Raw genomic sequence first — 20,339 nt, 5'->3', positions numbered from 1 at the left:
CCGGCACGCGGGAGCGCAGCTGGACCTGCCCGAACTGCTCGGGGGAGTCCCGGGCGCGGCGGAAGCGGTGCGCCGACTGCGGGACCTCGCGGCACTAGCCGCCTCCCCGCGCGGGCCCGGGCTCAGGCGGCCGGCGGCTCGCCGCGCAGGCGCACCACCGCCGCGCGGTACCGGCGCCGCCCGGCCAGCCGCCACGCCAGGCGGGTGGCCGGCGGGAGGGCGGCGAGCACCCGGTCCCGCTCGCCGGGGCAGGCGTCCTCCAGCGCCAGGCCGAGGACGAGCAGCCGCTCCCGGCCGGACAGCGGGCTCCGGCTGGCCGCGGTGACCGCCGCCCAGTCGCGGGCGGGCAGCGCGGCCAGCAGCGGCAGCAGCTCCCGTTCCTCCTCGGCGACCTGCGCGTCGACGGCGTCGGCGAGGACGAGGCAGGCCATCGCGAACCCGTCGCGTGCCGGGCCGGTGCCGGCGACGGCCCACTGGCGGGCGGCCGTGGAGATGTCACGCAGCAGGTGGTCCAGCCGGGCGCACCGCGCCCCCCACGCCGCCACGCGCTCGCCCGCGGCGGCGTCTCCGGGCAGCGCGCGCAGCAGGGCCGGCCAGATCAGGTCGCGCTCGGTGGCGTGGTGCTGCAGCAGCACCCGGCCCAGCAGGTCCGCGTGGGCGGTGAGGGCGCGGGCGCGGGCGGGGTCGTCGGCGGGAGCCCAGGTGGACAGCTCGGCGAGCAGGCGGAGCTCGCGGCGCACCAGGCGGTGCAGCACCCGCTCGTAGGCGGCCGCGGGGGCCGCCGTCGCCGGTCCGGCGGCAGGTGCCGGGGCGGGCCGGGGAGCGGGGTGGCGGAGGGTCGCGGTCGCAGGGATGGCACACCTCGTCGGGGGGAGGGTTCGGCTCGGGACGGCGGCGACGCTAGGGCCGGCGGTGTCCCGGGCGGCAGGGCCCGGCGTCCCGTCCCGGCCGGGCGATCCGGAGCCCGTGGAGGGTCACAACCGCGCGGCTGTCCCGGTAGGTTCACGCCGTGTCGGTGGTGGCGCGGAACCGGGTCCGGGAGAGCGGGGTCGCGGGCGGTCGCCCGATGCTGTTCGCGCACGGGTTCGGCTGCGACCAGACCATGTGGCGGCACGTCGTACCGGCGTTCGAGGGGGACCACCGGATCGTCCTGTTCGACCACGTGGGCTCCGGCGGCTCGGACCTGTCGGCCTACGACCGGCGGCGCTACGGCTCCCTGGCCGGCTACGCCGACGACGTCGTGCAGATCTGCCGGGAGCTGCACCTCACCGACGTCGTCCTGGTCGCGCACTCGGTCAGCGCGATGATCGGCGCGCTCGCCGTGCAGCAGGCGCCGGAGCTGTTCGGCGCGCTGGTGATGATCGGGCCGAACCCGCGCTACGTCGACGACGGCGACTACACCGGCGGGTTCAGCCGCGCCGACATCGCCGGTCTGCTGGACTCGCTGGACGCCAACCACCTCGGCTGGTCGGCCGCGATGGGCCCGGTGGTCATGGGCAACCCGGAGCGACCGGAGCTGGCCGACGAGCTGACCAACAGCTTCTGCCGCACCGATCCCGACATCGCCCGGCACTTCGCCCGCGTCACCTTCCTCTCCGACAACCGCGGCGACCTCGCCGGCGTCGCCGTCCCCACGCTGGTGCTGCAGTGCTCGCAGGACGTGATCGCGCCCGACGCCGTCGGCAGGTACGTGCACGCGCAGGTGCCCGGCAGCGCGTTCACCCAGCTGGCCGCGACCGGCCACTGCCCGCACCTGAGCGCTCCCCGCGAGACCGTCGCCGCGATCCGGGCCTGGCTGCCGGGGCCCGCGACGCGGCCGTGACCGCCACGACCGTGGGCGACAGCCCGTCCGGGGACCGGTTCGAGCTGACCCGGCTGCTGGAGGACGACCCGGCCGAGCTCTACGAGAACGCGCCCTGCGGCTACCTGTCCACCCTCCCCGACGGCCGGATCGTCAAGGTCAACCGGACGTTCGCGCACTGGTGCCGGCGGGACACCACCGAGGACCTGCTGGGTGTCGCCTTCCCCGACCTGCTGACCGTGGGCGGCCGGGTCTTCCACGAGACCCACGTCCTGCCGCTGCTGCGCATGCAGGGGGCCGTGCGGGAGGTGGCGCTGGACCTGGCGCTGCCCGACGGGACGGTGCTGCCCTGCCTGGTCAACGCGGTGGAGCTGCGCGACGACGCCGGCGAGCCGCTGCTGATCCGGGCCACCCTGTTCGAGGCGACCTCGCGGCGCCGCTACGAGCGCGCCCTGCTGGCCGCGCAGCGCAACGCGGCCGAGGCCGAGGCCCGCAGCCGGACGCTGCACCAGGTGGTGTCCGAGCTGGCCACGGCCGTGTCCGTGGCGGACGTCGCCCGGGTGCTGGTCGAGCGCGGGCGGGCCGTGGCGCACGCGTCGGGCGGGGCGGTGTGGCTGCTCGCCCCCGACGCCCCCGCGCGCCCGGCCGCCGGGGCGACGGCGCTGGAGCTCGTCGCGGACGCGGGGATCGGCCCCCGGCTGCTGACCGAGCTGGCCGCGGCGGGGGACTGGGGTGCGCGGCTGGTGCGCCCCGGCGGGGTCCGGGTCGTGCCGCTGGGCCCCGACGTGGAGCGCAGCCGGCCGGGGCTGGCCGCCGCGATGGCCGAGGAGCACGTCGACTCGCTGGTCCTGGTCCCGGTGACCGCCGAGGGCCGCCGGCGCGGGGCGCTGGTGCTGGTGCTGGGCCCGGAGTCCGACGACGGCCTGATCAGCCTCGCCGAGCCCGGCGTGCCCGCCGACCTGGTGCCCGCCGACGCGGACCTGCTCAGCACCGTCGGCCGCCAGGCCGGCCAGGCGCTGGAGCGGGTCTGGCTGCACGAGGAGACGGCGCGCCAGGCGGCCCGCTCGGCGTTCCTGCTCGACGCGGCGCGGCTGATGTCGGCGGCCACCGGGGTGACCGACACGGTGCAGCGGCTGGCCGAGCTCGCCGTCCCGCGGCTGGCCGACCTGTGCGTCATCGACCTGGTCGCCGACCACGGCTTCGTCCGGCCCGCGGCGAGGCACGCCGACCCGGCCCGCCAGCACCTGGCCGACCGGCTGCGCGAGATCCACCTGCCGATGTCGGGCGCGCCGCACCCGATCGTGCAGGCCGCAGAGCGGATGCGGACGGTGTGGGTGCGCGACCCCACCGACGACTGGGCGCGGGTCATCTCCCGGGACGAGCGGCACCTGGCGGTGCTCCGGCAGCTGGAGCTGACCGGGCTGGTCGCCGTCCCGCTGCTGGCCGACGGCCGGCTGCTGGGGGTGCTCACCTTCGGCTCGGGGCGGCGCCGCGGCCCGTTCACCGGCGCCGACGTCGAGGTCGCCGAGCAGCTGGCCCTGCAGGTGTCGCAGGTGGTGGACAAGGCGCAGCGGCTGGAGCTGGAGACCCGCACGTCACACGTCCTGCAGGCCAACCTGCTGCCGCCGGCGCCGCCGCCGGTGCCGGGCCTGCAGGTGGCGGTCCGGTACGTGGCCGCCAGCCGGGGCGCCGACGTCGGCGGCGACTTCTACGACGTCGTGCCGCTGCCGCCCGACGGCGGGGTGGCCCTGGCCGTCGGGGACGTCGTCGGGCACGACATCACCGCGGCCGCGGTGATGGGGCAGCTGCGCAGCGTCCACCGCGTGCTGCTGGCCGACCGCCCGGCGCCCAGCGCGATCATCGACCGGTTCCAGGCCGGCTGGTCGCTGCTGGGCCTGCAGCGGATGGCCACGGCGCTGTTCGGCTCGCTGGACCCGGCGACCGGGCAGCTGCGGCTGGCCTCGGCCGGGCACCCGAGCCCGCTGCTGGTCACCGGTTCGACGGCCGAGTACCTCGACGTGCGGCCCAGCCGGATGCTGGGTGCACCCGCCGCGCCCGCCCCGGCGGTGGAGTGGGCCGGCGTCCTCCCGGTCGGCGCGACGCTGCTGCTGTTCACCGACGGGCTGGTGGAGAGCCGCAGCGCCGACATCGACCAGGGCCTGGACCTGCTGCTGCGCACCGCCCGGGACGCGGCCGGGACGGTTCCCGACGAGCTGTGCGACCACCTCCTCGACCGGCTGATCGGCGATGACCGCTTCGACGACGTCGCCCTGCTGGCCATCGCGCGCGTGTGAGATCAGCCCCCTGGGGCGTGCCGGGGGCCGCGGGCAGGTACAACCGGTGACGACAGCACGGCCTCAGACGACGAGATGCGAGGGACGATGCGAGGGACCTGGCGACCATGAGCAGCGATGCACTGACCCTGGCGCCCGCGCCCCGGTCGGACGCGGCCGAGCAGGTGCGGGCGGAGGTGCGGGAGTTCCTCGCGGCGGAGCTGGCGGCGGGCTCGTTCACCACGCACGTCGACACCTGGCTCTCCGGTGTCGACCCGGCCTTCTCGCGCAAGCTCGGCGAGCGCGGCTGGCTGGGCATGACGTGGCCGAAGCAGTACGGCGGCCACGAGCGCACCGCCATGGAGCGCTACGCCGTCACCGAGGAGCTGCTCGCCGCGGGCGCCCCGGTGGCCGCGCACTGGATCGCCGACCGCCAGTCGGGGCCCAACCTGCTCCGCTACGGCACCGAGGAGCAGCGCCGGACGATCCTGCCGCGGATCGCGGCGGGCGAGTGCTACTTCGTCATCGGCATGAGCGAGCCGGACTCCGGCTCCGACCTCGCCTCGATCCGCACCCGGGCGACCCGCGACGCGAACGGGAACTGGGTGGTCAACGGCGCGAAGGTGTGGACGTCGAACGCCCACCACAGCCACTACGGGATCGTGCTCGTGCGCACCTCCCCGGCCGACCCGGCCCACCGGCACGCGGGCCTGTCCCAGCTGCTGGTCGACCTGTCGCTGCCGGGGATCTCGGTCAACCCGATCCGCATCCTCGACGGCGGGCACCACTTCAACGAGGTCGTGTTCGACGACGTCGTCGTCCCCGGGGACATGCTGCTGGGGGAGGAGGGCGCCGGCTGGCACCAGGTCACCGCCGAGCTCGCGTTCGAGCGGTCCGGCCCGGAGCGCTTCCTGTCGACCTACCCCCTGATCGCCGAGTTCGGCCGGCGCGCGGCGCAGACGCAGGACCCGGCGCAGCTGGCGACGCTCGGCCGGCTGTCGGCGCGGCTGCTCGCGCTGCGGCAGCTGTCGCTGCGCATCGCGGCGGCGCTGGACCGTGGCGAGCTGCCCAACATCCCCGCCGCCCTGGTGAAGGACGTGGGGACGACGTTCGAGGCCGACGTGGTCGACGAGGTGCGCCGCGTGGTGGACGTGCCGGCGTCGCTGGACTCGCCCGACCCGCTGGGGCGGGCGCTGGCCGAGGCGCAGCTGCACCAGCCCGGCTACACGCTGCGGGGCGGCACCAACGAGATCCTGCGCGGGATCGTGGCACGCGGACTGGGGCTGCGATGACGACGGTGGGCGAGCGTCGCGCGGAGCGCCGGCGACCGAGGAGCGGAACGAGCGGGGGACAGAGCTGATGGCCACCGAGCAGGACCTGCTGGTCGCGACCGTCCGGGACGTCCTCGGCGGTTCCGAGCCGTTCGTGCTCACGCCCGAGCGGCCGTGGGACGAGGGGCTGTGGACCGCGCTGACCGAGGCCGGGTTGACCGGCGTCGGCGTGCCCGAGGAGGCCGGCGGTTCCGGGGGCGAGCTGGCCGACGCGGTCGCGATCGTCCGCACGCTGGCCGCCGGCGCCGCCGCCGTGCCCGTCGCCGAGCAGCTGCTGGTCGCCGCCCCCGCGGTGCTCGCCGCCGGGCTCGACGTGCCCGCGCCGGAGGAGCCGCTCACGATCGCAGTGGCGCCGACGGTGACGGCCGAGCCCTCCGACGACGGCGACGGGCCCGGCCGGTGGACGCTGACCGGCACCGCCCCCGACGTCGCGTGGGCCGGGGTGGCGCGGCACGTGGCCGTGCTGGCCGCCGCGCCGGCCGGCATCGAGGGTGGGGTGCTGGCGCTGGTCGACGCGTCGGGCCTGACCGCGACGCGGGCGGTGAACCTGGCCGGGGAGCCGCGCGGGTCGCTGGTGCTCGACGGCGTCCCGGCGTCCGGGGCGCTGCTGCGGCCCGCCCAGGTCGCCGACCTGCGGGCCCGGTACGCGCTGGCCCGGTCGGTGCAGATGGCCGCGGCGCTGGAGCAGGTGCTCGCCTGGACCGTGCAGTACGCCGGCGAGCGCGTGCAGTTCGGCCGGCCGCTGGCGAAGTTCCAGGCCATCCAGATGGAGCTCGCCGAGATGGCGGGCGAGGTCACCGCGGTGACGGCCATCGTCGACGCGGCCGTGCAGGGCCTGGACCGCGGCGCGCCGGAGCTGCCGCTGCTCGCCGCCGCGGCGAAGGTGCGCGCCGGCGCGGCCGTGGAGGTCGTCGCGCGGCTGGCGCACCAGGTGCACGGCGCGATCGGCTTCACCCAGGAGCACCGGCTGCACCACCTCACCCGGCGGTGCTGGTCGTGGCGCGACGAGGCCGGCGGGGAGGCGACCTGGTCGCGCGTCCTCGGTGCCGGCCTGCTCGCCGGCGGCGCCGAGGAGCTGTGGCCGACGCTCACCCGCCTCGGCGGCTGACCGGGCCGACCCGGCTCCTCCGCCGCACTCCGCGGGCGGGTTCCCGGCGGTGCGGGCGGGATCCCGCCCGCGAGGGCGGGACCCCGCCCGCAGAGTCGCGCCGCCCGCCCGCCGGATCGCGCCGCGGGCACCCGGGGCGGGCGCCCGCGGCCCGGCCGGTCAGGCCATCTCGGGTACTCGCAGGTGGGCGAGCACGAGTTCGAACTCGGCGACGTCGGTGATGGTCACCTCCATCGCCGAGACGAAGGTGTCGCGCATCCGGGTGGCGTCGTCCCGGCTGGCCTCCATCGCCTCGCGGCTGTCGAAGGTGACCGCCGACGCGCCCCGGCCCATGCCACGGTCGACCATCAGGCTGACGCTGCAGAAACCGGGCAGCTCCTCGAGCTGGGGGACCATCGTCATCCGGTAGGCGTCCAGCACCCGGTCGATGTGGCCGGTGTCAGCGCGGCTCCAGATCACCCGCGTGCAGGCGCCGGGCGGGGCCTCGTGCCGGCGGTGCATGACGGCGATCTCCCACTCCTGCACCTCCATCTCCCCGCCCAGGACCTGGCGGGCCTGCTCGCGCATCGTCGCCACGGTGTCGGCGCTGGCCCGCATGACCTGCTCGTCCTGCCAGGCGGCGGTGACGATGCAGCGCCCGGAGTCCCGGTCGGCCAGCATCGACAGCCCCACGCAGCCGTCCATGTCCAGGACCGCGGGCATCACCCGGTCGCGGATGTGGGCGATCCCGTCGTCCACGCGCTTCGGGTCGCCGTGGACGGTCGTCGTCCGTGCGTACATGCCGCTCCTCCTCACGGGACACGACGTCGCCCGTGCGGCGCCGCCGCGGGGCCGACCCTCGTCCCGTCCCGGGCGCTGCGACAGGGCCCTCGGTCACTGGCCGGAGGGGTCAGCCGGGCCGGAGGTCCGTGCCCGAGACGTCGACGCGCAGGTCGGCCCGGTCGGCGGTGGCCGCGATGAGCCGGGCGTTGGGCTCGTCGACGGTGTCCACCCAGGCCCGAGCGGCGTCCGGGGCCTTGCCGAAGCGCACGTGGCGGTCCAGCAGCCGGGCGCGGCGGGTCGCGTCGTCCAGCCCCACGAACCAGACCTCGTCGAACGCCGCCCACACCTCCGGCCAGGGAGGCTCCGCCAGCAGCAGGTAGTTGCCCTCGGAGACCACGACGCGGGTGCCCGGCGGCACGGCGATGCTGCCCGCGACCGGTTGCTCGAGGTCGCGCTCGAAGGCCGGCGCGTACACCGTCGTCTCCTGCTCGGTCCGCAGGCGGCGCAGCAGGGCGAGGTAGCCGTGCCCGTCGAAGGTGTCGACGGCGCCCTTGCGGTCGCGGCGGCCCAGGGCGTCGAGGGCGGCGTCGGCGAGGTGGAAGCCGTCCATCGGCACGCCGACGGCGGGCAGCCGCCGGGCGTTCAGCCGGGCGACGAGCCAGGCGGCCAGCGTCGACTTGCCGGCCGCCGGCGCCCCCGCGAGGCCCAGCACCACCCGCGGCCGGCGCCGGGCGAGGGCCGCGACGCGGGCGACGAGCTCGTCGGGCGTCGGGGGCTCCTCGCGCGGGGTCACCCCGGCAGCATGCCGGGGCCGCCACGGCGGGGCACGACCGCGAGGGCCCGTGCCTGCTACCGTCCTGGTCGAGCCCCGGATGGGCCTGCTGCAGGAGGTCTCCAGCGTCACCGGCCGGCGCAGACGTCGACGACATCCCGTCCGTCTCGCGCTCGCGGAGCACATGGCGTCGACGTCGTCCGCCGTGCCGCCGGACCGGTCGGTCAATCCGAGGTTCGACACGGACGGAGTCCGCCATGCCCGCACGCTTCAACCACACGATCATCGCCGCCCTCGACCGCGAGGGGTCCGCGCGCTTCTACCGCGATCTCCTCGAGGCCCGGCCCGCACCGGGGTGGGGCCTGTTCACCAACCTGCTGCTGGACGACGGCGTGCTTCTGCAGTTCGCCGAGCCACCGGTCGAGATCCAGATGCAGCACTGCGCCTTCCTGGTGGACGACGACCACTTCGACCGGGCCCTGGGCCTGCTCGTCGCCCGCGGCCTGGACTTCTGGGCCGATCCGCAGCGCACCCGGCCGGGCGAGACGAACACCGAGCACGGCGGGCGCGGGCTCTACGTGATGGACCCCGCCGGCCACGGTCTCGAGCTCATCACCCGCCCCTACCTGTAGCGGGGGCCTTCCCGCCGGACGTCGTGCGTGAGCCGGCGTCCGGCGGGGAAGGACACCCTCGATGTCCGTCCTCCGGCTCCGCAGCGCACGACGCGTGCGCCCGCTGCCGGTGCCGTGCGCCGGGCCGCCGCCGGAAGGCCGGCTCGACCCGTGGGCGGTACGGCTGCTGCTGTTCCTCGGCCTCCTGGGCGCCTGCGTGCTGGCCGGGATCGGCCTCGCCTCGACGGCCCGCGCCGACGTCCTGCCCGATCCGGTCGGCGCCGTGACCGGGACGGTCGGCACGGTCGTCGGCGGGGGAGACTCTGCCGCACCGGTCGTCGAGACCGCGCCGGTGGTGGAGGCCGCGACTCCGGTGGTCGAGACGCCGGCCCCGGTCGTCGCGTCGACTGGTCGACTTGTCGCCGAGTCGGCTGCTCCGGCGGTCGAGGCGGCGGCTCCGGTCGTCGCGTCCGTGGCTCCGGCCGTCCCGGCGGTGACGGAGTCGGTGCCCGCGCCGGTCGACGCCGCGGCGCCCGCGGCCGACGCGGTCGCGCCGGTCGCCGAGGTCGTGCCGCCGGTGGTGGACGCGGTGGTGCCGGTGGTGGCGCCGGTTGTCGAGGCCGTCACTCCGGTGGTGCCGGTGGTGGCGCCGGTTGTCGAGGCCGTCACTCCGGTGGTGCCGCCTGTCGTGGATGCGGTGGTGGCTCCGGTCGTCGAGGTCGTGCCGCCGGTGGTGGACGCTGTGGCGCCGGTCGTCGAGGCGGTCACTCCGGTGGTGCCGCCTGTCGTGGATGCGGTGGTGCCGCCGGTCGTCGAGGCCGTGCCGCCGGTGGTGGACGCGGTGGCGCCGGTCGTCGAGTCGCTGGCTCCCGTCGCGGAGACGGTCACGCCCGTGGTGACTCCCGTGACCCGGGCCGTCCCGCCGATGGTGACCGACGTCGTGGCGCCCGTCGTCGAGGCGCTCGCCCCGGTTCTCGAGGCCGTGACGCCCGTGCTGCAGCCCGTGGTCGAGGCCGTGACCCCCGTCGTCGACGTGGCCGCACCCGTGGTCGTCGCGGCCGGGGACGTGGTCGAGCCGGTCCTCCCCGTCATCGCGCCGGTGGTCGACGGCGTGCTGACGCCGGTCGTGGCGGCGGCGGACCCCGTCGCCGCCCCGGTGGCCGACGTCCTCTCGCCGGTGCTGCCTGCCGTGCCGGCCGAGGTCCCGGCGCCCCTGTTCCCGGTCACCGACGGGCTCGCACCCCCACCGCCGTCCGGCGACGGGTCCCCGGCTCTGACGCCCGCCTCGGCCCCGACGCCTGCCGCGACCCCGTCCCAGGAGCCGGCTGAGGCACCGAGTCTGACGAGCTCCCTCGCCGCCACCGCCGGTGCCACGACCCCGGCCGCCCTCCCGCGGTCGGCGACCGCCAGCGGGACCGCGCCGGCCCCGGCACAGCCGACGGCGCCTGCCCGCCCGGACACCCAGCAGCCGCCTGCACCGGCACCCACGTCGTCCTCCTCGACGACCACCTCGTCGACGTCCGCCCCGGTGGCTCCCGCCGACCTGGCGTCCTCGCCCGTCCTCCCCGGCCCGGGGAGCGGGATCCTGCCCGTCGACACCTCGCCGGCCGGTGCGTCCGCCGCGGTCCTCGACGGCCCGGGCACCTCGCCCGACTGACCCTCCTCCCGGCCGCGCCCGGCCCTGCCCGCTGACCGCGGGCCGCCGGCGGCGCGGCCACGAGGAGTGCGGACTGCGCGCTCCCGGAGGAGGTCACTCGCTCCCGGCCCGTCCGGCCGCCCGCAGCTGCCCGGTCCGGGGCGCCGGCTCCCCTCCGCGAGCGCGTACCGGCCGGCCGCTCACACCGGTCGTGCCGCCGCCGGTCCCGCGAGGCGGGTGGCGGCACGAGGCGGGGAGGTAACGGGGGCTGGAGTCACGCACCACGGACGATGCGGCGTCCCAGTGACTCCCGACCTCTCCGCCCCGGCCGGACACCCACTGTGCCGCCCTGGGCAGACGCTGCCCGGGGCGGCACAGTGGCGTCCGTGCTGTACACGGCCGTGTTCCTCGTCGTCGTCCTCCTGCTGATAGCGCTCGGCGCCCGCCTGGCCGGGGCCTGGGGGCCGCGCCGGACGTCGCCGTCGCCCGAGGAGGTCACCGGCGCCCCCTGGCCCGTCCCGCCGCGCACCGGCACCCGGGCCGGTGACGGCGGTACCTCGACCGACGACCACCGGCACCACCACCCCGGCTGGGCCGGCGACGGCGGGGCCTCCTCGGACGACCGGCCCGCCGACGACCGGTCCCGCGACGACCGCGACCCCTGGCCCGGCGACGGCGGCGCCTCGGGGACCGACGGCGGCAGCGGCTCCGACGGGGGCAGCAGCTCCGACGGCGGCGGCTCGTGGGACTCGAGCAGCTCGGACTCGAGCAGTTCCTCGGACTCGAGCAGCTCGTCGGACTCCGGGGGCTCCTCGGACTCGGGGAGCGGCAGCAGCGACTGATCGTCCGGGGCGGGAGTGGCCTGCCCGCCGGCGCTCGGCGAGAGTGCCTGCATGAAGTGGCTCGTCCTCGTCGTGCTCCTGGTCCTGGTCGGTGTGGTCCTCGTGAACTCACGCCGCTCCGCCCCCGCCCGTCGCCCCCGGGGGCGCGACGGCGGTGACTCGGGCGGCTCCGGGCCGGGCGGCAGCTCCTACGACGACGGGCCCGGCCACCACGGCGGTCACCACGGCGGCCACCACGGCGGATCGGACGGGGGAGCGGACTCCGGCGGCGGGGACGGCGGCGGAGGCGGCGGCGGCGACTGAGCCGCGGGTCAGCGGTGCCCGATGCCTCCCGGGCCGTGGTCGGCGGGGACCTCCTCGCCGGCGGCGACCGGCCCGGGCGGCGTCCCGTCCCCGAACGGGGAGCCGCCCAGCGCCTCGCGGCCGTGCGGGGTCAGCCAGGTCGACGTGTCCGGCCCCATCGGGACGACCCTCGTCGGGTTGATGTCCGCGTGGACGACGTAGTAGTGCTCCTTGATCTGCGGGAAGTCGGTGGTGTCGCCGAAGCCCGGCGTCTGGAACAGGTCCCGGGCGTAGGCCCACAGCACCGGCATCTCCGACAGCTTCTGCCGGTTGCACTTGAAGTGGCCGTGGTAGACGGCGTCGAAGCGGGCGACGGTCGTGAACAGCCGGACGTCGGCCTCGGTGATCGTGTCGCCCATCAGGTAGCGGCGGTCGGCCAGCCGGTCGGACAGCCAGTCCAGGGCGGTGAACAGGCGGGCGTAGGCCTTGTCGTAGGCGCGCTGCGAGCCGGCGAACCCGCAGCGGTACACGCCGTTGTTGACCTCGGTGTAGACGCGCTGCATCACCTCGTCCATCTCGTCCCGCAGGTGCTCGGGGTAGAGGTCGGGGGCGCCGTCGCGGTGGTGCGCCGTCCACTGGGTGGACAGGTCCAGGGTGATCTGGGCGAAGTCGTTGGTGACGACGGCCCCGGTCGGGACGTCGACCATCGCCGGCACCGTGATGCCGCGCGGGTACTCCGGGTCGCGGGCGAGGAACGCCTCCTGCAGCCGCTCGTAGCCCAGCACCGGGTCGCGGCCGCCGGGGTCCAGGTCGAACGTCCAGCTGCGCTCGTCGTGCACCGGCCCGCAGATGCCCATCGACAGCACCGGCTCCAGCCCGAGCAGCCGGCGCACGATCGTCGACCGGTTGGCCCACGGGCAGGCGCGGGCCACCACCAGGCGGTACCGGCCCGGCTCCACCGGCCAGCGGCTCGAGCCGTCGGCGGTGATCCGGTCGGTGATGTAGTTGGTGTCGCGCGAGTACTCCTGGCCGCCGTTCACGTAGCCCGACCCGCTGCTGTCGTCGCTCACCGCCCCAGCCTGGGGGAGCGGGGTGCCCGCCGCCACGCAGCCGACCGCCCGTGATCCGTGCCACGTCCCCGCGGGGCGCCTGCCCCCGGGGTCACCCCGATGGGCGATGATCACGGCATCCGCGCTGCTCAGGAGGGCGGGAAGGGTCGAAGAGGGAGACGTGCTGACAAGACTCCCGTGGCCCGGGGCGGACCTCCGGGCGCCCCGCGAGCAGGGTGGTGCCAAGGCCCTCCTCGGTGACCTGTCCGTGGCGGTCCCGGTGCTGGACGGCACCGACACCTGCGAGGACCTCGACCGGCTGTTCCGGCGGGCCGACCGGGTCACGTGCGCGGTGGTCCGCCACCCGCAGCACGAGGACGTGCTCGGCCTCGTCGACCGCGCCCGGTTCACCGCGATGATGTCCGGCCCCTACGGCTACGGCCGCTCCCTGCACGGCCGCCGGCCGCTGACCGAGGTGGCGCAGTGGGACGCGCTGACGCTGCCGCCCGAGACCAGCGTCGTCGAGGCGGCCAGCCGCGCGATCACGCGGTCGCCCGAGCACGTGCAGGACGACGTCCTGGTCGCCGCGCCGGAGGGTCCCGCCGCCGTCGCCATGCCCGTGCTGCTGTCCGCGCTCGCGCACGGGCTGGCCGACCAGGCGCTGCGCGACCCGCTGACGGGCCTGGCCAACCGGCAGGCCTTCTTCGGCCGCGTGGAGGAGTCCTGCCGCCGCAGCGCCACGCAGCCCGGCCACCGGACCGCCGTCGTCTACCTCGACCTCGACGGCTTCAAGGCGGTCAACGACGCGCTCGGCCACGACGCCGGTGACGCGCTGCTGGTCGCCACCGCGCAGGCGCTGCGCGAGTCCGCCCGGGACGGCGACCTGGTCAGCCGGCTGGGCGGCGACGAGTTCGCCGTCTGCGTCGACATCGACGTCGCCGACGGCCCCGACCTCGGCGCGGCCGTCGCCGCGCGGCTGCACGCGGCGGTGCTGGCGGTCGGCGCCACCGTCGAGGGCGGCCCGTCGATGCGGGTCAGCACCGGCGTCGCGGTGTCCGGGGGAGGCCACGTCGACCCCGCGGAGCTGGTGCGCGCGGCCGACCTGGCCATGTACACCGGCAAGCGGGACGGCGGCGCGTCGGTCGTCGGCCCCGTCCTGCTCACCACCTCCGCCGACGCCGACCCGCTGCTCGGGACGACGGTCCCGGAGGTGGCCGCCCGCGGCGAGCTGCGGCTGCTCTACCAGCCCATCGTCGACCTCGACGACGGGCGGACCGCCAGCGTCGAGGCGCTGGTCCGGTGGCGGCACCCACGCCTGGGCATGCTGACCCCGGACGCGTTCCTCCCGGCGATGGCGCGCGCTGGCCAGCTGCTCGACCTGGACGAGTGGGTGCTGCGCACCGCGATCGCCGAGTTCGCGGCCGCCGGCCCCGCCGCGGGCCCCGGCGGGGTGCCCGTCGCGCTGAACCTCAACGTGACGCCGGAGCGGCTGCTCACCCCCGGGCTGGAGCAGCTGCTCGTCGAGGCGACCGCCGCCGCGGGCCTGGACCGCCGGCTGGTCCGGGTCGAGCTGCCCGAGCAGCTGCTGGTCGACGAGCTGCACCGCGCGCTGCCCCGGCTCGCCGAGCTGCGGGCGGCCGGCTTCGACGTCACCTTCGACGACGTGGGCGCCGGCGGCACGTCGCTGCGCCACCTGCGGGAGGTCCGGGCCGACGGGCTGAAGATCGACCGCTCCTACGTGCAGGGCCTGCTGACGGACGCCCGGGACCGGGCGCTGGTGCAGCTGCTGGTCGACTTCGGCACCGGCGCCCGGCTGCGGGTCACGGCCGAGGGGGTGGAGACCACCGAGCAGCGTGACGCCCTGCGGGCGATGGGCTGCCGCTACGGGCAGGGCTGGCTCTTCGGTCGCCCGCGTCCCCTCGCCGAGGTCCTGCCCGCGGCCGTGCCGGTCGGCTGAGCCCTGCCCCTCGGCTGAGGCCCTCGCCCCTCGGCTGAGGCCCGCCCGACGACGCGCAGGTGAACGGACGGCGACGAACCGGACACCGCTCGGGGCGTCGTCGGCGCGCCGCGACCGCGGGCGGGAGGATCCGGCCATGCCGGTCGAGGACCCCGCCGCCACGCTCGTGGGCGGCGCCGCGGAGCGGGGCGAGCTCGCGCTCGTCCACCAACCCGTCGTCGGCCTGCCGACGGCGCACCGGTCGCCGTGGAGGCCCTGGTCCGCTGGCGGCACCCGCGGCTGGGGGTGCTCGGCCCGGAGTCGTTCCTGCCCCGGCTGGCCCGCGACGGGGAGCTGCATCTGCTCGACGACTGGGTGCTGCGCACCGCCGTCACCCAGTTCGCCGCCTGGCCGGGCGCGGGCCCGGACACCGCGCTGGCGGTGAACGTCAGCGGTGACCGGCTGCTGCGCGCCGACCGGCTGGGGGAGGCGATCGCCGCGGTCGCCGACCTCGCCGGCCTCGCCCCGCAGCGGATCCGGGTCGAGGTGGCCGAACCGGTGGTGCTCGACGCCCTGGACGCCGTCCTCCCCGCGCTCGCCGGCGTGCGCGCCGCCGGTGCCGCCGTCGTGGTCGACGACGCCGGGCCGGGCGGGACCTCGCCGCGGCACCTGACCGCGGTCGGTGCCGCCGGGCTCAAGATCGACCGCTCCTACGTGGCCGGGATGCTGGACAGCCCGCGCGACCGGTCCGTCGTCGCCGCGCTGGTCGAGCTCGGGACGGCGGCGGGGGTCCCCGTCACCGCGGTCGGTGTCGAGACCGCCGAGCAGGCCACCGCGCTGGCGGAGATGGGCTGCGCGCAGGGCCAGGGCTGGCTGTTCGGCCGGCCGGGCCCGCTGGCCTGACGGTCCGCGCCGGCTCAGCGCAGCCGCGCCGTCGTCGCCTCGTCCTCCGCGCCGCCGAAGCAGCGGTCCAGCACCGCGCGGAAGACCGGCTCGTCCGGCGCAGCCGCGGCGAACAGGGTCATCGACGAGCGCAGCTTCACCGCGTCGACCGGGCCGAGGACCTGCTCGGCGCTGCGGCCGGCCAGGCCGGTGAGCGCCCGCGCCGCCTCGACCAGGCGCGGACCCAGCACGGGGTGGGCGAGGTACGCGCGGGCCTCGGCCAGGCCGGAGACCGCGTAGCGCTGCGCCGTCGGGCTGCGGCCCAGGCCGGCGACCTGCGGGAACACGAACCACATCCAGTGGGTGCGCTTGGCGCCGGACCGCAGCTCCGCCAGGGCCCGCTCGTACGTGCCGGCGGCGTCCTGCGCGTCGACGAACCGCTGCAGCTCCCAGGAGTCGCTCACCCGCCGGTGCATGCCCCGCCCGCGGGGGCCCCACCCGTCTGCGCCGGCGGGGGTCCGTTCATCATCGAGGCCGCGACCGCCCGCGACCGGCGGGACCGGCCCGGACCCGGGTGTCGGCCGTCACGGGCGCAGGATGGTTGCCGGGACCAACGACCAGGAGGACGACGTGGCGCGCGACCGGGGCACCTACCCGTACGACACCAGCGGGATCGAGGCCGGCCCGGACGGCATCCGCCGCTACACCGGCCTGCGCCGCAACCTGGTCGCGCTGCTGGCCGACGTCGCCGGGCGCCGGGCCGACCACACGGCGATCGTCGAGCTCGGCGGCGGCAGCCTCACCTACGGGGAGCTGCTGGCCCGCGGACGGCGGGTGGCGGCCGGGCTGCGGGCCGCCGGGGTCCGGGACGGCGACCGGGTGGCGCTGCGCATCGGCAACGGCGTGGACTGGGTGCTGGCGTTCTGGGGCACGCAGCTGGCCGGCGGGATCGTCGTCCCGCTGAACACGCGGCTGGCCGAGGCCGAGGCCGACTACGTGCTCGGCGACTGCGGGGCCCGCTACGTCGTCGAGCCGGGCGCGCCGCTGCCCGACGCCGACCCGGAGGACGGGCCGCTGCCGGACCGGGAGCCCGGCGAGGTGGCCGCGCTGTTCTACACCAGCGGCACGACCGGCCGGCCCAAGGGCGCGATGGTCACCCACGAGAACTTCCTGACGACCATCGAGAACGTCGTCCGCTGCCGGGAGTTCGACCCGGCGGTCCACAACGTCACCCTGATCTCGGTGCCGCTGTTCCACGTCACCGGCTGCTGCTCGCAGCTCATGACGCAGGTGCACCTGGGCGGGACCGCGGTGATCATGCCGCAGTTCCGCCCCGCGGACTTCCTGGCCGCGATCCCGCGGTACGGCGTCCGGGTCCTCACCAGCGTCCCGACGATCTACGAGCTCGTGCTGCGCCACCCGGACTTCGCCACCACGGACGTGTCCACGGTGCTCACGGTCAGCTACGGCGGTGCCCCCATCGCCCCCGAGCTCGTCCGCCGGCTGATCGAGGCCTTCCCCGGCGCGCAGGTCGGCAACGGGTTCGGGCTCAGCGAGACCACCGCGCTGGCCACCTTCCTGCCGCACGAGTACGCCACCGACCACGCCGACTCGGTCGGCTTCGCCGCGCCGGTCGTCGACCTGCGGATCCACCAGCCGGACGCGGCCGGGGTCGGCGAGCTGCTGGTCCGCGGCGCCAACGTGGTCGCCGGCTACTGGGGCGACCCGGCGCGGACGGCGGAGACCTTCGTCGACGGCTGGCTGCACACCGGGGACGTCGCGCGCATCGACCAGCTGCCCGCGGGCGGCGTCGTGCGGATCGTGGACCGCGCCAAGGACATGATCAACCGCGGCGGGGAGAACGTGTACTCGGTCGAGGTGGAGAACGCCCTGGCCGAGCACCCGGACGTTCTCGAGGTCGCCGTGGTCGGCGTCCCGGACCCGGTGATGGGGGAGAAGGTCGGCGCCGTCGTCCTGCCGCGGGACGGGATGACCGCCGAGGCGCTCGTGCCGGACCTCATCGCGTTCGCCCGGCAGCGGCTGGCCGACTTCAAGGTGCCGCAGTTCGTCCGCGTGCTGGGCGGGCCGCTGCCGCGCAACGCGGGCGGCAAGGTGCTCAAGGCGACGCTGCGCCAGGAGACCGGCTGGACGGCGGTCCCGCGCGCCTGAGGGTCAGCGCGCGCCGGCGGTGGCGGGCCGGCGGGAGCCGGCCTCCCGCGCGGCCCGGCGCCCCATCGCCACCGCGGCCTCGGTGCGCAGCGAGCCGGCCAGCCACAGCAGCACGTCGTGCAGCCGCAGCCGGGTGACCGGCTGCCCGACGGCGGTGCGCACCCGGGCCTCGAGGAGGGCGAACGCGGTCGCGTTGGCCCGCAGCTCGCGCAGGACGACGGCGTGCACGCCGCTGTCGCCCTCCGCGGTGTGCGGCCACAGCTGCCGGCGGGTGACCCCGTCGAGCAGCGGGAACAGCTCGGGCCGCCGGTGGTGCAGCGCGGCGAGCAGGTAGGGCCCGTGGGGGCTCTCGGTGATCCCGCGCAGCACCGACCCGACCGTGCCGGGCTCGGCCAGCACCGACGTCTCGTCCTCCGGCAGCTCCCAGAACGCCCGGCCGGCGGCCCGGCGCACCGCCTGCTCGGCCGCCGGCACGACGGCGTCCAGCGCGGCCCGGACGGCGGCCCAGCCGGCCGGGTCGAGCCGGCCGTGCAGGCCCTCGGCGAGCAGCACGTCGCGGTCGGTCATCCGCGCCGACGTCTCCGGGGGCTGGCGGTCGAAGCGCTCGAAGGCGAAGGCCTTGACCAGGACCCAGCGGCCCTCGCGGGCGTTCGGTGCCCGGAAGCGCAAGGGCCGGCGGCCCAGGGCGTAGCCGACGACGGCGTCCAGCGCGTCGCCGGCGTCGATCGGGTCGGGGCCGACGCTGGGCAGCGACAGGGCGGCGTCCACCGGCTCCCCCTCCGACGACGGCGACCGTTCGACGGTACCCAGGACCGGCCGGTCCGGCCGGGCGAGCGCCGAGGCCTCGTCCGGCGCGCGGAGGGCGTGCCAGAGTGCCGCCATGGGTGCCGTTCCCCGGGAGTTCCTGCTCGTCGCCGTCGCGATGGCCGTGCTGGCCGTCGGCATCGTCCTGCTCGTCACCGGGTCGACCACGCTCGGCTGGGTGCTGGTCGTCGCCGGCGCGCTGCTGGACGCGGCGGCGGTGACCGCCGTCGTGCGGCGGGCCGCCGGGCGCGGCCGGCCCTCGGCGCCGCCGGTGCCCGGCGTGGTCGACCGCCGCTGACGCCGCGCGCGGGCCGATGAGTCCGGCCCGCCCGGCCGGTCGGACCCGCATGGACACGATCCAGCAGGCCCTGGCCGCCGCGGCCGCGGAGACCTCCCGCGTGGTGGCCGCCGTCCGCGACGAGCAGCTGGGCGACCCGACGCCGTGCGCGGGCATGCCCGTCGCCGGGTTGCTCGACCACCTCGACGGTCTCGCGCTGGCCTTCCGGCTGGCCGCGGCGAAGGAGCCCGGCGGCACGGCGTCGGCCGACGCGGACGCCCTGCACCCGAGTTGGCGCACGCGGGTCCCCGAACGCCTGGCGGCGCTCGCCGCGGCCTGGCGGGACCCGTCGGCCTGGGCGGGGGACGCCGAGGCGGGCGGGGTGACGATGCCGGCGACCGCGATGGCCGCCGTCGCCGTCGACGAGGTGCTCGTGCACGGCTGGGACCTCGCCGTCGCCACCGGGCAGCCCTACCGGCCCGACCCCGGCGCGACCGAGGTGGCCGCCGGCTTCGTGCTCACGGCCACCGGCGGGGGAGCCGCACCGGAGGGGCTGTTCGGCCCGCCCGTGCCGGTGCCCGAGGACGCCGCGCCGTTCGACCGCCTGCTGGGCCGTGCCGGGCGCGATCCCGGCTGGCGTCCCCCGGCGCGGGAGGGCGGCGGTCCCGGCTGAGCGGGGGGACGTGCGTCCCCGGATCGCACGCCCTACGGTGACGGCCTCACCCCGCGTCACCGTCTCGACGAGGAGACCCCATGCGCTCGCCCCTGGGGCCCCGGGCCCGCTGCTCGCTGCTGGCGTTGCTGACCGCGACGGCGCTGGCCGCCTGCGGCTCCGACGACGACCCCGGCTCCGGCGGCGCGGCCCCGGAGAGCTCGGCCACCAGCAGCAGCGCGGCGCCCGCGGAGGTGACCTACCTGGCGCTCGGGGACTCGGTGCCGTTCGGCTACATCGGCAACGACCCGGACGGCTACGAGGACGAGGACGCCTTCGTCGGCTACCCCGAGCTGGTCGCCGAGGACGAGGACCTGGAGCTGCTCAACGCGACCTGCCCCGGCGAGACGACGGCGAGCTTCCTCGACGAGGCCGCGCAGAGCAACGGCTGCACCAACGACCGCGGGCAGGAGCCGGGGTTCCGGGACCAGTACCCGCTGCACGCCGACTACGACGGCCCGCAGGTCGACGAGGCGGTGCGGGTGCTGCAGGAGGGCGGCGTCGAACTCGTCACCCTGCAGATCGGCGCGAACGACGGGTTCATCTGCCAGGCCACCGGCGCCTGCAGCGACGTCCCGGGCATCACCGCGCTGGCCGAGCAGGTGCGGGCCAACGTCGACACGATCCTCACCCGGCTGCGCGGGGACGGCGGCTACGACGGCCGCATCGTCGTCGTCGGCTACTACGCGCTCGACTACTCCGACCCGATCACCACGTTCGGCATCCAGCAGATCAACGGGGCGCTGACGACGGCGGCGCAGGCCCACGACGCGCAGGTCGCCGACGCGTTCGGCGCGTTCCAGCCGGTCGCCGAGGCCGCCGGGGGCAGCACCGTGGACGCCGGGCTGGTGTACCCGGACGACGTGCACCCGACGCCGGACGGGCAGCGGCTGCTCGCCGACGCGGTGGAGCAGGTCCTCACCTCGTAGGCACCCGCCCGCCGTCCCCACCCCCGGTCCGCCCCTCTGCCTCGAGACCCCCGCATTCCCCTGCCGCCCCGCCCCCTGGTCCCCTCCCGTCCCCGGCGCGGTGGGGGGGCGGGGGGGGGTGGGGGGGGGGTGGGGGCGTGGTGGGGGCTGTGGGCCGGCGGGG

General features: G+C 76.9%; 19 protein-coding genes and 1 pseudogene. 14 read left to right on the top strand and 6 right to left on the bottom strand.

The genetic code is table 11. The features are described 5' to 3' along the window. Positions 1 to 122: 122 nt before the first annotated feature. Positions 123 to 755, bottom strand: a complete 633-nt coding sequence (locus tag ACI781_RS08735) for a hemerythrin domain-containing protein (protein WP_456565695.1) — start codon at positions 753 to 755, stop codon at positions 123 to 125. Positions 756 to 1,009: 254 nt separating this feature from the next. Between ACI781_RS08735 and ACI781_RS08730 the strand changes: the two genes are divergently transcribed. The 4 genes from ACI781_RS08730 (at position 1,010) to ACI781_RS08715 (ending at position 6,513) form a co-directional block, all read left to right on the top strand. Next, the gene (locus tag ACI781_RS08730; protein WP_456565694.1) at positions 1,010 to 1,822 is read left to right on the top strand and encodes an alpha/beta fold hydrolase; all 813 of its coding nucleotides are present in this window, start codon (positions 1,010 to 1,012) and stop codon (positions 1,820 to 1,822) included. Then, entirely contained in the window at positions 1,819 to 4,095 is a 2,277-nt protein-coding gene (locus ACI781_RS08725; protein WP_456565693.1) for a SpoIIE family protein phosphatase, read from the top strand. The genes ACI781_RS08730 and ACI781_RS08725 overlap by 4 nt, the downstream gene beginning before the upstream one ends. Positions 4,096 to 4,202: 107 nt before the next feature. After that, entirely contained in the window at positions 4,203 to 5,366 is a 1,164-nt protein-coding gene (locus ACI781_RS08720) for an acyl-CoA dehydrogenase family protein (RefSeq protein ID WP_456565692.1), read from the top strand. 67 nt (positions 5,367 to 5,433) lie between these two features. Continuing rightward, entirely contained in the window at positions 5,434 to 6,513 is a 1,080-nt protein-coding gene (locus ACI781_RS08715; RefSeq protein ID WP_456565691.1) for an acyl-CoA dehydrogenase family protein, read from the top strand. A 159-nt stretch (positions 6,514 to 6,672) separates the two neighbouring features. Here ACI781_RS08715 and ACI781_RS08710 read toward each other — a convergent pair whose 3' ends face one another. Both ACI781_RS08710 and ACI781_RS08705 read right to left on the bottom strand, forming a co-directional pair. Continuing rightward, positions 6,673 to 7,293, bottom strand: a complete 621-nt coding sequence (locus tag ACI781_RS08710; RefSeq protein WP_456565690.1) for a hypothetical protein — start codon at positions 7,291 to 7,293, stop codon at positions 6,673 to 6,675. Between the two features lie 109 nt (positions 7,294 to 7,402). Continuing rightward, positions 7,403 to 8,068: a nucleoside/nucleotide kinase family protein gene (locus ACI781_RS08705; protein ID WP_456565689.1), complete on the bottom strand. Its 666-nt coding sequence runs from the start codon at positions 8,066 to 8,068 to the stop codon at positions 7,403 to 7,405. 236 nt (positions 8,069 to 8,304) lie between these two features. Here ACI781_RS08705 and ACI781_RS08700 point away from each other — a divergent pair, with 236 nt between their 5' ends. The 4 genes from ACI781_RS08700 to ACI781_RS08685 all read left to right on the top strand — a co-directional run bounded on the left by ACI781_RS08700 (position 8,305) and on the right by ACI781_RS08685 (position 11,439). After that, on the top strand, positions 8,305 to 8,679 hold the full coding sequence (locus tag ACI781_RS08700) for a VOC family protein (protein WP_456565688.1): 375 nt from the start codon (positions 8,305 to 8,307) through the stop codon (positions 8,677 to 8,679). Positions 8,680 to 8,740: 61 nt separating this feature from the next. Next, positions 8,741 to 10,315, top strand: a complete 1,575-nt coding sequence (locus tag ACI781_RS08695) for a hypothetical protein (protein ID WP_456565687.1) — start codon at positions 8,741 to 8,743, stop codon at positions 10,313 to 10,315. 365 nt (positions 10,316 to 10,680) lie between these two features. Then, on the top strand, positions 10,681 to 11,136 hold the full coding sequence (locus ACI781_RS08690; protein ID WP_456565686.1) for a hypothetical protein: 456 nt from the start codon (positions 10,681 to 10,683) through the stop codon (positions 11,134 to 11,136). A gap of 51 nt (positions 11,137 to 11,187) precedes the next feature. Beyond that, positions 11,188 to 11,439 (top strand): hypothetical protein, encoded by a 252-nt coding sequence (locus ACI781_RS08685; protein ID WP_456565685.1) that lies wholly within the window; start codon positions 11,188 to 11,190, stop codon positions 11,437 to 11,439. Between the two features lie 8 nt (positions 11,440 to 11,447). Here ACI781_RS08685 and ACI781_RS08680 read toward each other — a convergent pair whose 3' ends face one another. Then, on the bottom strand, positions 11,448 to 12,488 hold the full coding sequence (locus ACI781_RS08680) for a glutathione S-transferase family protein (protein ID WP_456565684.1): 1,041 nt from the start codon (positions 12,486 to 12,488) through the stop codon (positions 11,448 to 11,450). A gap of 160 nt (positions 12,489 to 12,648) precedes the next feature. Between ACI781_RS08680 and ACI781_RS08675 the strand changes: the two genes are divergently transcribed. Together ACI781_RS08675 and ACI781_RS08670 are read left to right on the top strand one after the other, a co-directional pair. After that, complete coding sequence (locus ACI781_RS08675; protein WP_456565683.1) at positions 12,649 to 14,424, top strand: putative bifunctional diguanylate cyclase/phosphodiesterase; 1,776 nt, start codon at positions 12,649 to 12,651, stop codon at positions 14,422 to 14,424. Between the two features lie 237 nt (positions 14,425 to 14,661). Continuing rightward, positions 14,662 to 15,306 (top strand): annotated as a pseudogene (locus ACI781_RS08670) (EAL domain-containing protein); the annotation flags it as partial. A gap of 14 nt (positions 15,307 to 15,320) precedes the next feature. Here ACI781_RS08670 and ACI781_RS08665 read toward each other — a convergent pair. Next, complete coding sequence (locus ACI781_RS08665) at positions 15,321 to 15,749, bottom strand: DUF1810 domain-containing protein (protein WP_456565682.1); 429 nt, start codon at positions 15,747 to 15,749, stop codon at positions 15,321 to 15,323. A 166-nt stretch (positions 15,750 to 15,915) separates the two neighbouring features. Here ACI781_RS08665 and ACI781_RS08660 point away from each other — a divergent pair, with 166 nt between their 5' ends. After that, complete coding sequence (locus ACI781_RS08660) at positions 15,916 to 17,454, top strand: class I adenylate-forming enzyme family protein (RefSeq protein WP_456565681.1); 1,539 nt, start codon at positions 15,916 to 15,918, stop codon at positions 17,452 to 17,454. A 3-nt stretch (positions 17,455 to 17,457) separates the two neighbouring features. Here ACI781_RS08660 and ACI781_RS08655 read toward each other — a convergent pair whose 3' ends face one another. Continuing rightward, positions 17,458 to 18,336, bottom strand: a complete 879-nt coding sequence (locus tag ACI781_RS08655) for a DUF6308 family protein (protein ID WP_456565680.1) — start codon at positions 18,334 to 18,336, stop codon at positions 17,458 to 17,460. Between ACI781_RS08655 and ACI781_RS08650 the strand changes: the two genes are divergently transcribed. The 3 genes from ACI781_RS08650 to ACI781_RS08640 all read left to right on the top strand — a co-directional run bounded on the left by ACI781_RS08650 (position 18,335) and on the right by ACI781_RS08640 (position 20,176). Continuing rightward, on the top strand, positions 18,335 to 18,556 hold the full coding sequence (locus ACI781_RS08650) for a hypothetical protein (protein WP_456565679.1): 222 nt from the start codon (positions 18,335 to 18,337) through the stop codon (positions 18,554 to 18,556). The genes ACI781_RS08655 and ACI781_RS08650 overlap by 2 nt on opposite strands. 49 nt (positions 18,557 to 18,605) lie before the next feature. Then, positions 18,606 to 19,208: a TIGR03086 family metal-binding protein gene (locus ACI781_RS08645; protein ID WP_456565678.1), complete on the top strand. Its 603-nt coding sequence runs from the start codon at positions 18,606 to 18,608 to the stop codon at positions 19,206 to 19,208. Between the two features lie 80 nt (positions 19,209 to 19,288). Further along, on the top strand, positions 19,289 to 20,176 hold the full coding sequence (locus tag ACI781_RS08640; protein ID WP_456565677.1) for an SGNH/GDSL hydrolase family protein: 888 nt from the start codon (positions 19,289 to 19,291) through the stop codon (positions 20,174 to 20,176). Positions 20,177 to 20,339: the final 163 nt, after the last annotated feature.

The sequence above is a fragment of the Blastococcus sp. SYSU D00695 genome (assembly GCF_054050555.1).
Note: the sequence above shows the minus strand (reverse complement) of the source record. Positions and strands in the feature narration are given on the sequence as shown.